General features: G+C 45.2%; 6 protein-coding genes. 4 read left to right on the forward strand and 2 right to left on the reverse strand.

Annotated features, from left to right (window positions below; all coding sequences use genetic code 11):
• The first annotated feature begins 240 nt into the window (after positions 1–240).
• Both psbC and QUA27_RS26215 read left to right on the forward strand, forming a co-directional pair.
• On the forward strand, positions 241–1,620 hold the full coding sequence (gene psbC, locus QUA27_RS26210) for a photosystem II reaction center protein CP43 (protein ID WP_333048188.1): 1,380 nt from the start codon (positions 241–243) through the stop codon (positions 1,618–1,620).
• A 553-nt stretch (positions 1,621–2,173) separates the two neighbouring features.
• Positions 2,174–6,031 carry a GAF domain-containing protein gene (locus QUA27_RS26215; protein WP_333071852.1) on the forward strand — a complete coding sequence of 1,286 codons (3,858 nt, stop codon included), beginning with the start codon at positions 2,174–2,176 and terminating at the stop codon, positions 6,029–6,031.
• A 321-nt stretch (positions 6,032–6,352) separates the two neighbouring features.
• Here the strand turns inward: QUA27_RS26215 and QUA27_RS26220 are convergent, their stop codons facing one another.
• Positions 6,353–12,367 (reverse strand): PAS domain S-box protein, encoded by a 6,015-nt coding sequence (locus QUA27_RS26220; protein WP_333071855.1) that lies wholly within the window; start codon positions 12,365–12,367, stop codon positions 6,353–6,355.
• A gap of 250 nt (positions 12,368–12,617) precedes the next feature.
• Positions 12,618–13,631, reverse strand: a complete 1,014-nt coding sequence (locus QUA27_RS26225; RefSeq protein WP_333071857.1) for a diguanylate cyclase domain-containing protein — start codon at positions 13,629–13,631, stop codon at positions 12,618–12,620.
• Between the two features lie 851 nt (positions 13,632–14,482).
• Between QUA27_RS26225 and QUA27_RS26230 the strand changes: the two genes are divergently transcribed.
• Both QUA27_RS26230 and QUA27_RS26235 read left to right on the forward strand, forming a co-directional pair.
• Positions 14,483–14,767: a hypothetical protein gene (locus tag QUA27_RS26230; RefSeq protein WP_333071860.1), complete on the forward strand. Its 285-nt coding sequence runs from the start codon at positions 14,483–14,485 to the stop codon at positions 14,765–14,767.
• 207 nt (positions 14,768–14,974) lie between these two features.
• On the forward strand, positions 14,975–15,331 hold the full coding sequence (locus tag QUA27_RS26235) for a hypothetical protein (RefSeq protein WP_333071862.1): 357 nt from the start codon (positions 14,975–14,977) through the stop codon (positions 15,329–15,331).
• Positions 15,332–15,384 lie beyond the last annotated feature (53 nt).

Below are 15,384 nucleotides of genomic sequence, written 5' to 3' on the forward strand. Positions count from 1 at the left end.
CGTGCTTGGATGGCTCCTACGGACCAACCCCACGAAAACTTCATCTTCCCTGAAGAAGTTCTGCCTCGCGGTAACGCACTTTAAAAAAATCAGGATTTGGATTTCAGATTAATTTAATTTTTTTAAACTAATCTGAAATCCAAATCCCTATTCCCCGGCGCAGGCGCGGTTCTCCCGTGCCCTACTAGGGAACAAAAAAACCCAAAATCCAAAATCTAAAATCGTTGGAGGTTCTACCGGGTGGTAACGCTCTCTAATTCCTACGCAAGCGGTCGCGACCAAGAATCCTCCGGGTTCGCTTGGTGGTCTGGCAACGCTCGTTTGATCAATCTCTCCGGCAAACTGCTGGGCGCCCACGTCGCTCACTCTGGCTTGATCGTTTTCTGGGCCGGTGCAATGACTTTGTTTGAAGTCGCTCACTTTATCCCAGAAAAGCCCATGTACGAACAGGGCTTAATCTTGATGCCCCACATCGCTACTTTGGGTTGGGGCGTCGGCCCCGGCGGTGAAGTTACGGATATCTTCCCGTTCTTCGTAGTCGGCGTTCTTCACTTGATTTCATCTGCTGTTCTCGGTTTGGGCGGCATTTATCACGCCGTTCGCGGCCCAGAAGTTCTCGAAGAATACTCTTCGTTCTTCGGCTACGACTGGAAAGATAAGAACCAGATGACCAATATCATCGGCTACCACCTGATTCTGTTGGGATGCGGCGCTCTGCTGCTGGTAGCTAAGGCCATGTTCTTCGGCGGTGTCTATGACACTTGGGCTCCGGGCGGCGGTGACGTGCGTATTATCACGAACCCCACTCTGAATCCGGCTGTGATTTTTGGCTACTTGGTACGCTCTCCTTTTGGTGGCGAAGGCTGGATTGTCAGCGTCAACAACATGGAAGACATTATCGGCGGTCACATCTGGCTCGGCCTGATTTGTATCGCTGGCGGTGTTTGGCACATTTTGACCAAGCCTTTCGGTTGGGCTCGCCGCGCCTTAATCTGGTCTGGCGAAGCTTACCTGTCTTACAGCTTGGGCGCTTTGTCCCTGATGGGCTTCATCGCTTGCTGCTTTGTCTGGTTCAACAACACTGCTTACCCCAGCGAATTCTACGGTCCGACAGGCCCGGAAGCTTCTCAAGCGCAAGCTTTGACCTTCCTGATCCGCGACCAACGCTTGGGTGCTAACGTCGGTTCTGCACAAGGCCCCACCGGTCTGGGTAAATACCTGATGCGCTCTCCTACTGGCGAAATCATTTTCGGTGGTGAAACGATGCGTTTCTGGGATTTCCAAGGCCCTTGGTTGGAACCATTGCGCGGTACTAACGGTTTGGACTTGAACAAAATCAAGAATGACATTCAGCCTTGGCAAGCTCGCCGCGCGGCTGAGTACATGACTCACGCTCCTCTTGGTTCTTTGAACTCTGTGGGCGGTGTGGCGACTGAAGTTAACTCGTTTAACTTCACTTCTCCTCGTTCTTGGCTGTCCTGTTTCCACTTTGTGATGGGTTTCTTCTTCTTGGTCGGCCACTTGTGGCACGCTGGTCGCGCTCGCGCGGCTGTCGCTGGCTTTGAGAAGGGTATCGATCGCGAAAATGAAGCGGTACTTTCTATGCCAGACTTAGACTAATCGATCGAATTTATTTCTGATTTGAGTGTCTAGTTGAAAAAGGCTCCTGCTTAACGCAGGAGCTTTTTTTGATCTGATAATCTCTAAAAAAGCAGCGGATTGTCGATCGACAGTTCTCCGAGCCCCCTACCAGCAGATACAATCCTAGACGTAGAAACCCGGTTTGTGAGTTAATCTGTTTAACTCCATGCTGTTTCTTTCCGTCAGCTCGTTCCTCAGCGAGCTTTTGCATCCAGGACGGAGATATTGCGGTGCGACCTTCATCGGTGGCGGTGAATGACTCTACAAGTCTTGAACATTGACAATTTTAATCCGTTGGGGTAAAGAGCTTGCAAGGCAGGGTCTACAAAGTTTATATTTAAAGTACAAAAGTTTTAATCCCACACAATTAAAAGTGGTAATTTGAAGGCAGATCGCTACAGGTGCACAACTAATCGACCATTGCCCTCAGGATATTTATATTTTATTAAATGGCTGTGCTTGCCGATTTTTTTAACAAGCACAAAACTTTTGGGCCGCTTACTGTTATTGCTAGGAAAGTAAAAGATTAATAATGGACTCATTAAAGATCGAAAATGTCAAGGTGAGGTTCGATCGAGAAAATTTGCTCGAACGCATCGCCAACCGCATTCGCCGCTCTCTAGAACTCCCCGAAATTCTGAGTGCAACAGCAGCGGAAGTTCAATCCTTTTTGGGAACAGACAGAGTAAAAATCTACAAATTTCATAGCGACGGTAGCGGTGAAGTGATTGCCGAATCAATTAACGGCAACCGCTTGCCCTCCCTATTGGGCCTCCATTTTCCAGCAGACGATATTCCCCCTCACGCCCGCGAACTGTTCGCGCAAGTACAGGTGCGATCGATCGTCGATATAGATTCCGGGCAGCTAGGCCAAAGTCCTCGCCGCGAGGCGGTTTCGGGCGAACTGCTGCCCGACGAAATGCGCTTTCGTGCGGTTGACCCCTGCCATGCTGAATACTTGACTGCACTAGGGGTCAAGGCTTGCTTGGTAGTACCAATTTTTCACGGCGAAGAATTCTGGGGGTTGTTGGTATCTCACCACTCCGAGTCCCGGAGTGTGACAGAAAACGAACTCCAAGGCGTTCAGATGGTGGCAGATCAGCTCGGCGTCGCCATAGCCCAATCAACCCTCCTCGCCCGAGCGAGGGCGAAAGCTCAACGGGAAGCTGCCGTCAACCGCGTCGCCGCAGCCCTTCACTCCCAGCCGGCGATTGAACTCCAAACAGCTTTGGTAGAATCGGTAGCAGCACTAGACGCCGGCGGCGGCAGGCTGTGTATTTTCGCCACGCCATTCATCTCCGAAAGCAGCAAGGTTACGAATCTAGTTCCCTATTCGGATAACTCGAATCTAGAACTCACAGTCTACACTTGTGGCTCAGGGCCGAAGATGGGAATTTCCGCAAAATACCCGCAGGTTGAGCAATACAGCGTCTGGCACGAATATTTTAAATCCGGCGAGCAACAGGTTTGGGTAATTCCCGACTTGTACCAAATTAGCAGTTTGAGAAGCCTGCAACCTGCATTTCGATCGACCAAAATTCGCAGTATTTTAATCGTACCGCTCAAAACCCGCCAGCAAATATTCGGTTACTTGAGCATTTTTCGAGAAGAATTTGACACCGAAACTCTCTGGGCTCGACAGTTTGATAGTGACGGGCGGCTCGCCCAATCTCGGATATCTTTTGAAGCGTGGAAAGAGTCAAAAACTGCCCAAATTCGCGAATGGAAAATAGAAGAAATTGAATTGGTTCAAATTTTGGGCACCCAGTTTTCTAATGCTATTAACCACTACCAACTCGATCAACAAATAGAAGAACTTAACACAAATTTAGAAAATCAAGTTCAAAAGCGCACCGCTCAACTACAGCAGTTGACCAAACAGCAGCGAGTCCTGTTTGAAGTGGTCGCAAAAATGCGGAAATCCCTCGACTTGAACAAGATTTTTAGCACGATGTGCCAGGAAGTGCGGCGGGCTCTAAATGCCGATAGAGTGGCAGTTTACCACTTCGATTCCGCATCAGCATTTAACGACGGTGAATTCGTTTCCGAAGATGTTTTGCCAGCTTTTGTGCCAGCAGTGGCAGTCAAAGTGCACGATCGCTGCTTTGGAGAAAAGTATGCCAATCTCTACTCTCAGGGACGAGTTCACACAATGTCCGACATTAGACAAGCCGGACTGCAAGATTGCTATGAGCAACTATTAGAGCAATTTCAGGTCAAAGCTAGTTTAGTTGCACCGGTGATGAAAGGCAAAGACCTTTGGGGCTTGCTGTGCGTACACCAATGTTCGGCTCCCCGCAACTGGGAATCTTCCGAAATTAAGTTTGCTACCCAAATTTCCGTTCAGCTCAGCATCGCTTTAGAACAAGCAGATTTGCTCGCTCAAACTCAGCAGCAAGCAGTTGAGTTGCAGCGGGCAGCAGAGCAGGAGAGAATACTGTTTGAAGTAGTTGCTAAGATTCGACAATCTCTCAATTTAGATACAATTTTTAGCACAACAACTACAGAATTGCGGCGGATTTTAAATGCAGATAGAGTTGGAATTTATCGTTTCGATATAAGTTCAAAGCTTAATGAAGGCGAATTTATTACCGAAGATGTGTTGCCCGATTTTCCTTCAGCAATGGATGTGAAAGTTCGCGATAATTTTTTTGGAGAGAACTATGCCTATAAATACAGCCAGGGACGCATTCAAGTGCTGCCTGATATCGAAAGTGCGGGACTCTCCGACTGCCACGCTGCTCTTTTAGCTCAATTTCAAATAACAGCTCAAGTGATTATACCACTGATGAATGGCAGCGAACTTTGGGGTTTGCTGTGCGTGCACCAGTGCGGCATTTCCCGTAATTGGAACAGTTCGGAAATTCAATTTGCTACGCAAGTAGGAGCTCAGTTGAGCGTAGCATTAGAACAAGCAGATTTGCTTGCTAAAACGCGGCAGCAAACTATCGATTTGCAGTGGGCCGCCGAGCAACAGCGGATACTGTTTGAAGTGGTAGCCAAGATTCGAGAATCTCTCGATATCAACGCAATTTTTAAGACTGCAACCCAAGAAGTTTGTCAGTTTATGCAAGTTGATAGAATTGCGGTATATCAATTTTATCCTGATTGGAGTGGCCATTATGTTGCCGAGTTTGTGAAAGATGGCTGGATAAAATTAGTAGGGGAAGGTATCAGTACGGTTTGGCAAGATACTTATTTGCAGGAAAACCGAGGCGGTAGATATGTCAATAATGAAACTCTAGCTGTTGACGATATCTATCAAGTTTGTCACTCGGAATGTGTTGTCGGTATTTTAGAGAAATTTCAGGTGAAGGCTTATGCGATCGCGCCGATTTTTGTAGGACAAGAACTTTGGGGTTTGCTGACAGCGTATCAACATTCGGGACCCCGCTGTTGGGAAAGTTCAGAAGTTAGCTTTTTAGCTCAGATTGCCAATCAGTTAGGTGTAGCTATTCAACAAGCTGATTTGCTGGCTCAAACCAGACGCCAAGCAGAACAAATCGCTCAAAGTTTAAAGGATTTGCAGCACACTCAAGCTCAATTGATTCAAACTGAAAAAATGTCTGGTTTGGGGCAACTGGTAGCCGGTATTGCTCACGAGATTAACAATCCGGTTAATTTTATTTACGGTAATCTCAATCACGCTAGTGAATATACTGCTAGCTTACTGAGTTTGTTGGAACTTTACCAGCAGCAATATCCCGATTCTAGTGCTGAAATAGACAAATTGAGTGAAGATATTGACTTGGATTTTCTGCTAAAAGATTTGCCCAAATTGCTATTGTCAATGAAGGTGGGAGCCGATCGCATCCGTCAAATAGTTCTATCGTTAAGGAATTTCTCTCGTCTTGACGAAAGTCAAACGAAGGCGGTTGATATTCACGAGGGCATTGACAGCACACTGTTAATTTTACAGCACAGGCTGAAATCTAATACGGACAGCGCAAACATTGTGCTACTGAAAGAATACGCCATTTTGCCTGTAGTTGAGTGTTATGCTGGACAGTTAAATCAGGTATTTATGAATGTAATTGGCAATGCAATCGATGCTTTAGAATCGCACAAGTTGCTGGCTGGTCAATCTGTAGTTCCTCAAATTAAAATCTCTACTGCTGTCGGTCAACTTAATGATACTGTTCCTAGCGCGGTGATTCGGATTTCTGACAACGGCCCGGGAATTGCGGAATCTATGAGAAAACGCATATTTGACCCTTTTTTTACCACTAAATCGGTGGGTAAAGGTACAGGATTGGGACTGTCAATTAGTTACCAAATTGTGGTAGACAAACACGGCGGCGTTTTAAAATGCAATTCGGAACTGGGGAAGGGTACTGAGTTTGTGATCGAGATTCCACTTCGACAGCAGCCAGCAGTCATTACTCATTAGTCATTATTGTAAAATCCTGTCAACACTCAACAGTCAACAATCACAGAGGCTGCAACGAGAAGAGATATAATTAATCTGCGTTAATCTGTGTTTATCTGCCCTCATCTGCGGTGAAAAAAAGAGAATCTATGAACTGCAGATGACAAGCAATTGGCGCTGATATACGCAGATGAAAAGAAGGGATATATGAATAATGCCGATGCTAACAGCAGATTTGCAATCAGGCTTGATCGTGGGTAGGCGATCGCATAGCCGCCTTGTGGCATCGCGTCTGACAGTTGCCTAAGTCCTGATGCCAAAAGAAGCCTATTTAATGGATTTTCATAGATTACTTTCGCTCTTTTGTAGTTCTTGTTGGAGAGTATTCTTGACACGATCGTACTCACCCTCGATTTGAGCCAATAGGGTTGAGGCTCGATCTAGTTCACCAGAGGTACTCATGGCTTCCAACCTGCCACAAAGCTTGGCCAGAGGAGCCGCGCTTAGATTCGCACTACTGCCTTTGAGGGTATGAGCCACTCGCTTTAGGGTTGGAGTATCCCCTTGGGCGATCGCTAATTTCATAGCTTGTAGCAACTTGAGAGATTCCTCCAAGTAGCAGTTCGCCAGCAAGCTCACAATCTGGGTTGAATCTTCATCGATGCTGCTACAGAAGGCTTGCAGTTCTGCAAGGTTAACCGCTGGCATATCAATTTCTGGCTTGTTGCTATCTGATTCATCTTTTTGGGTCTGCTGCGGTTCCGGGTTGGGTGGACACTGACTCAGCGCTTGGATGAGAGCCTCTACTCGAATTGGTTTACTGATATAGTCATTCATGCCGGCATCCCGACAAAGCTCGCGATCGCCCTGCATGGCATTCGCCGTCATGGCAATAATTCGGGGACGAGCATGAGCCGGCCACTCCTCACCTATACGGCGGGTGGCTTCTAGCCCATCCATCTCTGGCATTTGTACATCCATCAGCACTACATCATAAGGCTGGCGATGCAGGGCTTCCAAGACTTCTAATCCATTGGCAGCAACATCGGCCCGGTATCCCAAACGCTCTAACAGCAGCAGTGCCACCTTCTGATTCACCAGATGATCCTCTGCTAACAGAATTCGCAGCGGGAGTCTCTGAGCCAATTTAATATCATCCTCAACAGAGCTAGGGGGTCGCTGTGGAACTTTTGTCGGTTGAGCTTGTAGTGCCTGAGTCAGCACTTCATAAAGCTGGGATTGTTTGATGGGTTTGCTTAAACAAGCCGCAAAGTGGGTCGAGAGTGCTGAAGAACTCCCTTCTGGTTTGCCCATTGAAGTCAGCATCACCAGTGGTAAACGGTGGCACTTAGGAAGCTGATGGATTTCTGAGGCGAGTGTCAAGCCGTCCATCTTTGGCATTTGCATATCTAAAATAGCGACATCAAATGTTTCTCCACTTTGAAGCCAGTTGAGCGCTTCCACAGCCGATTGGGCAGCGCGAATCTCCATCCCCCAAGTCTGGGCTTGCAGCGTCAGAATTTGTCGGTTAGTGGGCTGGTCATCTACGATTAATAAACGCTTGCTAGATAGTTCTGGTAGCATTTCAATCGGTTCCGCTAACTCACTAGCAACAGCGGGTGCGACAATCGTGAAGTAGAAGGTAGAACCCATTGTGATTCGATGAGACTCAGCGGCTTGCCATTTTGGGGAAGGGGTTCCTCCGACGTGACCTCGGGTCTGAACCCACATCATGCCGTTCATCATTTCACTAAGTCGCTTACTAATCGCCAGACCTAAACCTGTCCCTCCATACTGCCGAGTCGTCGAAGCATCTACTTGACTAAAAGATTTGAATAGTCGATCGAGCCGTCCTGCTGGAATGCCAATGCCTGTGTCTTGAATGGCAAACTGAATTTCATAGAAGCTTTCGGGCAAGTTCCCCGGCTCAGAAATCGTTTTGTCAGAATCAACTAGAGAGGCTTCCACGGAAATGGTAACTTCCCCAGTTTCAGTAAACTTAATCGCATTATTGAGCAAGTTAACTAGAATCTGACGCAGACGGGTGACATCACCCAAAATCAACTTAGGAGTCTGAGGCTGGATCAGGTAGCCCAACTCAATCCCCTTCTCATCTGCTTTAACTGCAAGTTGGTCGATCGCACCTTCTATGCAATCTCTCAAGCTCAAGGGATGCTTTTCTAGTTCCAGCTTGCCCGACTCTATTTTGGAGAAGTCAAGGATGTCGTTGATGATGCTCAGGAGGGTATCCCCACTATTGCGAATCGTCTCGATAAAATCTCGCTGTTGAGCCTTGAGTTCTGTATCTAGCAGCAGTCCCGTCATGCCAATAACCGCATTCATGGGAGTGCGAATTTCATGGCTCATCATCGCCAGAAACTCACTTTTGGCTCGGTTCGCAGCTTCTGCTTCCCGTCTAGTTTGCTCCAGGGCAAAGTTTTTCAGAGTTAATTCTTCTCGTTGTCGAGTTTCTTGCTCTAGTAATTTGGCTTGAGCGAGAGCAATTCCTACTTGAGTCGCGACGGATTCTAGCAACTCTACTTGATCGGGAGTCCAACGACGGTAGCGATCGCACTGGTGCAAACAAATAGCACCATTCGCTTCTCCTTGGTAAGAAGTTCGCACTGCTAACATCGATCTTAGTTTGAGACTAATACAAATTGAATGAGTACAGGTGAGCAATAAATCGCAGTAGACATCCGGAGAGGCGATGGCTTCATCTTGAGCCATCAACTGTTTTGTATAAGCAGGACTCGCGGCCAGAATGTCCTGCTCCTCGCTGGAGGCCGATCCGGGTGCTAGATACTCTGCAACGACAGGAAACTGAGGCTGTGGATTGTCCTGGTATGTGCGAATTAAGCAGCGACTGACCTCAAAAGCTTGCCCAATCTGAACAGCAGCCGTTTCAAATATCTGCTGAGCATTGAGGCTTTGACGAATTTCTTGGGTAATTTTCTTCAGCAGTAAGGCTTTTTCCAATTGTCGTTGTAGTGCTTCTTCTGCTTGCTTGCGATCGCTAATATCCTTCATGAAGCAGTGGTGCCCCACAAACACATTTTGCTCGTCATAAGCAGAGACCATCACCAGTTGTTGATAGAACATCGTGCCATTTTTTCGCATCCCCTTGGCTTCCACTTCGACTCTGCCTTCTCTCAACATCTGCTGATAAACAGCCGCCATCTTCTCAAGATCTTCAGGATGAACGGTTCTTTGCCATTCCATCCCTAGCATTTCCTCTGGCTGATATCCGCAGATGGCTGCATAAGTTTCGTTAACGAAGATATAGCCTCCTTGAGGGTCGAGCCTAGAAATTCCTGCCACGGCATTTTGTAGCGCTGCACTCATTTGTTGCAGTTCCGCTTCGGCGCGTTTGCGATCGCTAATTTCAATCAGAATGCAACCCACTGCTACAGGCTGCTCTGCATCTTTGAAAATGGGAAAATGAGAAGTTAGCCAGTAGCGTTTGGCACCAGTTTGACAGGTTACTTCTGAGCTCATTTCCAAGCTGATGGAAGGTTTTCCTGTCGTTAAAACCTGTTGTAACAGTGCATTTACACCAGGAGGCAATTCCCCCAAAATCTCATCGGTTGTCTTACCTAAATGAGCCTCAACAGAGTGGCCATTAATTTCAGCTAGTGCCTCATTGATTTGTAAAAATCGAAACTGCCGATCGTATATACACAGCCCCACCCCTGCTAGGGAAGATCCTTTAAAGAAAGCATTCAATAATTGCTCTCTGGCTTGAATTTCCTGCTCTAAATGTTTGCGGTTGGTAATATCGCTGTGAGAACCAGTCATACGGACAACTCTGCCCGATTCATCCGAAAGCGCTTGCCCTCGAGCCAAAATCCATTTGTAGCTCCCATCTTTGCAAAGCACTCGATGTTCTGTAATATAAAAGGGAGTTTTGCCCTCAAAGTGATCTTGAATTAGTTGCATCACCCAACCGATATCATCGGGATGCACCCGCTTGCTCCATTCATGTAGGTGATTAGGGATTTCATTGTCTTCGTAGCCCAACATCTCTTTCCAGCGAGCCGAGAAGAATACTTCATTGGTGTTGACGTTCCAATCCCATACCCCATCATTACTACCACGTAAAGCGAGTTCCCACCGCTCTTCACTGGCTTGCAGAGCGACTTCTGACTGATGCCGTTCAATTTCACTACCAATCCATTGAGCCATCAGCTTCAGCAATTCCACATGGGCAGATTTAAAGCTGACTGCACGGGGAGATGGACTAAAAAAGCTGAGGGTATTGTAAACTTGGCCTGCAACTAAAACTCGTGTTCCCATATAAGCTTCGATGCCAAGGGCAAAATAGGCAGAATGGTAACGCCATTTTGAGGTACCTATATGTTGGATGGTTAGGGGTTCATCGGTGTCTAAAACTTCGCAGCACAAAGTTTGCTTAATATCAAAGGCATCACCTGGCTTTAGGACTCCATCGGGCGATCGCACAGCCATCACCTCATAACGATTATCTTGCACACGAGCCAAGATGCCACATTCAAGCCGAAAGGTCTGACATCCCATGTCAATCAACGCTTGGATTCGCTGCTCAAAATTGAGATTTTGGGTAGCAGTGACTTCATATAAAGCTCGTATCGCCGCCTCTCTTGTTCTTAGTTCAGCTTCGGCTTGTTTACGTCTCTTAATTTCAGCTTTCAGAGATCGATTGATTTTGGATAATCTTTGCGTTCGTTCTTGAACCCGCTGTTCTAATGTAGCGTTGACGTGTTTAATTTCCCTAAATTTTTGATTGAGTGCGATCGCCATTAATTGAAAATTGCTAGCAAGCTCATTGATTTCCGTAACAGAGCTATGTTTCCATTCAAATGTTTCTTCTGAAAGCTTGTTGGGTAAGTCAGTGGTCGCACGAGCTAAATATGATAACGGCTTGACCAGTCGTTTGCTCACCACCCTGGCAAACAAAAATGCCAACATTGTGATGACGAGAAGAATAATCAGATCTATCTTGTAGCGATTTTGTAAATTTTCTACATAGGGAGCTGCTGGAATTTCTAAGCGTAATTTCCATTCCAAGTCTGGGGTAATCGTAAATTCCTGTATATATAGAGAGTTTTTCCAACGGATCATCGGATAGTTGCCCTTGCTAGGAACCCACTGCTGCAAGGTTCCCTCTAAGGTGCGAGTGCTGCCGTGCTTTGACTCTTGAACACTGGTCAACAGCTTTTCGTCGGATTGATTACTCGCAATAACTTGGTTGTTTTGATCGAGCAATGTAATGCGTAGTTGCTGATTGTGTTTCGGAAAAAAGTATAGATATTTGATCTGGCTCACTGCTAATGAACCATGGATCAGCCCAGTAAAAGCACCTTCTACTTGCAGTGGCACATTCAACCCGACATGAGGTTCGTCGATTAATATATCTTTGTGGATAGGAGTAATCCAAGGTTTCAACGGCTCTTGAGCCAGGGTAATTAAAGATTTATGTTCAGTAATTTGTTCTATCAACCGCCGAGGGGTTTGATTTAAAGGAGAAGATGCAGCTAAAACTTTTCCCGAGGCATCGGCAATATAAATTTTGTCAAAATCTGGAAACAACTCCTCGATCAAGCTAATATTTTGTTGTAGTTTTTCGGATGATTGAATCGCTTGATTTGCAGCACTTGCGCCTTCTGGAATAAGCGATTTTTCAGCTAATGTATTCAAAGCTAATAGATGTCGCTCATGCCATCTAGATACAGCACTACTGAGATTAGTCCCGTTTATTTGTAACTCCGTTCGCACAGTCGTCTGAATTTGAGCGACCCAGTATCTACCATCAAAAACTAATAGCAGCAGTGCTGGAAGAAAAACAAAAGCAACCAACAGATGAAAAATAGTTTGTTGTAAAGAGAGGGCATGGAGATGCTTGGAATGCCTAACCCACCGATGAATTGGCGCATAAGAAATGATTAAGCTGGCAACTAAGGCATTAAAAATGCCGTTAACTGCTTGTTTGCACATAACTAGCAGGACTTGAGCGGCCTCCATGTGCAGCATTTGACCGTATAAAAGCCAAACGAGAGGCATTCCAATTAAAAACCAGTAAATCCCATCAAATAAAAGGAGGTTCGGATGTTGGCGCTTGCAAAGAAACCCTACAAATAGAGCCTCAATTACAAAAATAATTGTGGCGTATGGATGATTCCAAAGGACATAAGTATAGCTGCTTGCTATGAGACTGGCCAAGCCTCCCCAGCCCCAGCCGAAGTAGTAAGTAATAATCAGTATTGCAATACTGCCAAAGAGGAAATCAACCCCAAAAAAGAGAGACAAATTGAAATAGTTGCCCAGAAAACCCGCACCCGTGAGAAGGCCGATCGCACCAAACCATCTTTGATCACGCACTGAGCTACCCCCTCCGATAAACTTCTAAAATCTGTACTTGCTGAATATAAACTAATTGTGATAAAAAATCGTCGTAGAGACACTCTCGTTCTATCTCTGACAGTTTCCATGAATGTCGCACAACCGATTATTTAGGCTTTAATATTTAATGATAAAATCAAGGCTTACTTATGCAGGGCTTGATATTTAGCTATAATTTTAATAAATAATTATTACCTATTAAGAGAGGCATAGTTTTTATCATTATGATTTAACGGGTGAATTTATTAACTGTATGAACCTTGGTACAAAAAGTATTACGGCCTCGATCTTTAGCTTCATAAAGTGCTGCATCAGCAGCAGTAATTAAATTTTCTGGTCGGATCTCTTGGGTAGGAATCACACTGGTAATACCAAAGCTGAGCGTAATGTAATGACTGGGAGAACTTTTATGTACTATTGCTAAAGCTTGAATACGAGCCTGCATTTGCTTAACGATTTGGACTGCTCCCTCAAGCTCGGTATCGGATAAAATCACTACAAATTCTTCACCTCCATAACGTGCGACTAAATCTCCAGCTCGATTAATACTGCGATTAAGAGCTGCCGCAACTTGCTGTAAACATAGATCCCCTGCTTGGTGTCCATAAGTATCGTTATAAGGCTTGAACAAATCGATATCACACAAAATCAGTGACAAAGGAGTTTGCTGCCTCGTCATGCGTCGCCACTCCTCGTCTAGCTGTTGGTCAAACTGACGGCGATTGGCAATCTGAGTCAAACCGTCAATTGACGCTAAGTATTTTAATTGTCGATTGGCGGCCTCTAGCTGCTGGTAAAGTAGGGTTTGTTGCTGTTGCAAATGGAATTGCTGAATCAAGCGTCGCACTCTCTGTCCCAGAACAGCCCAGTGAATCGGCTTAGTGATATAGTCAGCAGCTCCCGCTGCAAACGCTCGATCTACAGATTCTTTGTCTTCCAAGCTAGTAATCATCAAAATAGGCGGGCGATCGCCCTCAGGCACTTCAGATAATTTTTGACAATAAGCAAAACCATCCATAGTAGGCATCACTGCATCGAGTAGGATCAGGTCTGGATGTACTTCCTCATAAGCTGCTAGCCCTGTCAACCCATCACTAGCTTCGGCCACTCGGTATTTTTCCTTTTGTAAATAAAGTCGAAGTTGCAAACGAATCAAGGCATCGTCATCCACGATGAGAATTAGAGAGGACGGTTCCGTAGATGGGTTAGTCGAAATGGCTGACTCTTCTAATGATTGATACATACGTCCTGGTGTATCTTAAACTTTGGAAACATTCTAGCCTAGCATATTTTGAGCTTGGGATGAAAAGTAAAAAATTGGCAAATATCTCATACATTATACACCAGCTAAGCTGCCGCAACAAAATTCTAGGCAGCGTCAGGTTTGTTAAGCCAACAGCCCCAGTCTACTTAAAATTTATCGCTTTTTTTCGGGGATATAAAGTCTGGTAACTTGCGCTAATTTTTGTAAATATGTAATTATTTTTGCGGTCATTAAACAGTTTTTACAACGTCGAGCGAGCTTTGACGGAAGATCACCTGTTACCCCGCGATCGCCCGTGGGATAATATGCCATATTTCTCAACTTAATTCCTGCTTTTTCAGGTGCATCAAATTCCTCGGTTGTTCCCCGAGCGAGCGTCCGAGCTATTTTTGGGGAATACATCTGATGGTCACACTATCACGTATAGCTTCGCCCTTGGTTGAGCGTTTGTTCGCAGCAGGAAGCTCTGACTGCAAAAAAGCGTAAGCTTTGTTAAGAAACCTTTACAGGGTTCTGCGCGAGCTGGGATAGGTTTTTTCTCTTTTTTCTCCCAATAATCCCCCAGATAGTGTCTAAACTCCTGTCTTTGGGCTTGAGTAGGGAACACATCGTCAAAGCGTTGGCATCATCTTTCAAAGCAGGGGAGCATGGATTTCCCAACTGTTGATCTCATAATATTCCATCAGGAAATAGACTAACCTCAAAAGTTGACTCTATATATCTTAGCTTTATTTCTCACTAAATTTTTTGCTAAAGTCCCCCTATTAAAAATAGAAGCTATACTATAATTACTGGGAAAGAGTAAATTAACTTGATGGAGGTAACTTACTATGGAAGTAGCACGACCTGATTTTTCTCAAAATTTTTCTCAAAGCGTTCAAAAAACGAAAGAAGTTTGGACTGAACAACTCGGAAAATCAGTATATTCTGTTTCAGAAGCAACATCACAAGCTAAATCTTCTCTCTCCGAAACTGGGTACCAGGCAAAAGAAGCTCTCACTCAAACTACGAATTCTGCCGTTAATACTGTTAATCAAGCTACGAACAATGCTTTAGGTAATCTAATCGATAAAACCGAAAAAACGAGGATTTCTATATCTGAAGTCGCCAATTAAGCCGTTAGTCGTGTCAGTGAAAGTACCAACAAAGCTGTTGATGCTGTTTATCACTCTGCGGCAACTGCTAAAGAAAGTATTAATCAAACTACTAACTCTGCAAGCAATACTCTGAATCAAAGCACTAGCCAAGCTGTAGAAAGTGTAAATCAAGCTACAGAAAACGCTAAGGTTTCATTAGAAGATAGCCTTAACAAGGCAGCAAATATGAGCGATGCCGCTTCCAATGCTCTTCAAAGTGCTATCAATGGTACTGTCAAAGATTGGATTGATTCTCACCCTGTAGTCTTCTGGTTGGTGAGTCATCCGCTGATATCTTTAGCAATGTTGCTGATATTTATATTCATTATATTGGGTTTCTTACAGGCTTTAGGTAGCTTTTTTGCAGAAGGCCGGTTATTTATTCTGCAAAGCCCTGGAAAATTTATGCAAGGGGCTTTGAGTCTCGGCTCTAAATCTATAAGTAATTTCGGTGGAGTGGCTGTAAACTCATTGGTTTCAAATAATCCAGAAGACAAAAATAATTCAGCTTTACAATTGAGCAATACTCCGGACAGTTTTTAAGCAGCCAGAGTACCATAAGACAAGACTGAAGGAAGATTTGGATGATTTAAAAT

Origin of the sequence: Microcoleus harperi Pol14_C6 (genome assembly GCF_036701295.1) — a bacterium.
Taxonomy (GTDB): Bacteria; Cyanobacteriota; Cyanobacteriia; order Cyanobacteriales; family Microcoleaceae; genus Microcoleus.

Excerpts from the sequence above, each read along its gene's own strand:
- QUA27_RS26215 (WP_333071852.1), top strand. The coding sequence starts at position 2,174 with ATGGACTCATTAAAGATCGAAAATGTCAAGGTGAGGTTCGATCGAGAA.
- QUA27_RS26225 (WP_333071857.1), bottom strand. The coding sequence starts at position 13,631 with ATGTATCAATCATTAGAAGAGTCAGCCATTTCGACTAACCCATCTACG.
- QUA27_RS26230 (WP_333071860.1), top strand. The coding sequence starts at position 14,483 with ATGGAAGTAGCACGACCTGATTTTTCTCAAAATTTTTCTCAAAGCGTT.
- QUA27_RS26235 (WP_333071862.1), top strand. The coding sequence starts at position 14,975 with ATGAGCGATGCCGCTTCCAATGCTCTTCAAAGTGCTATCAATGGTACT.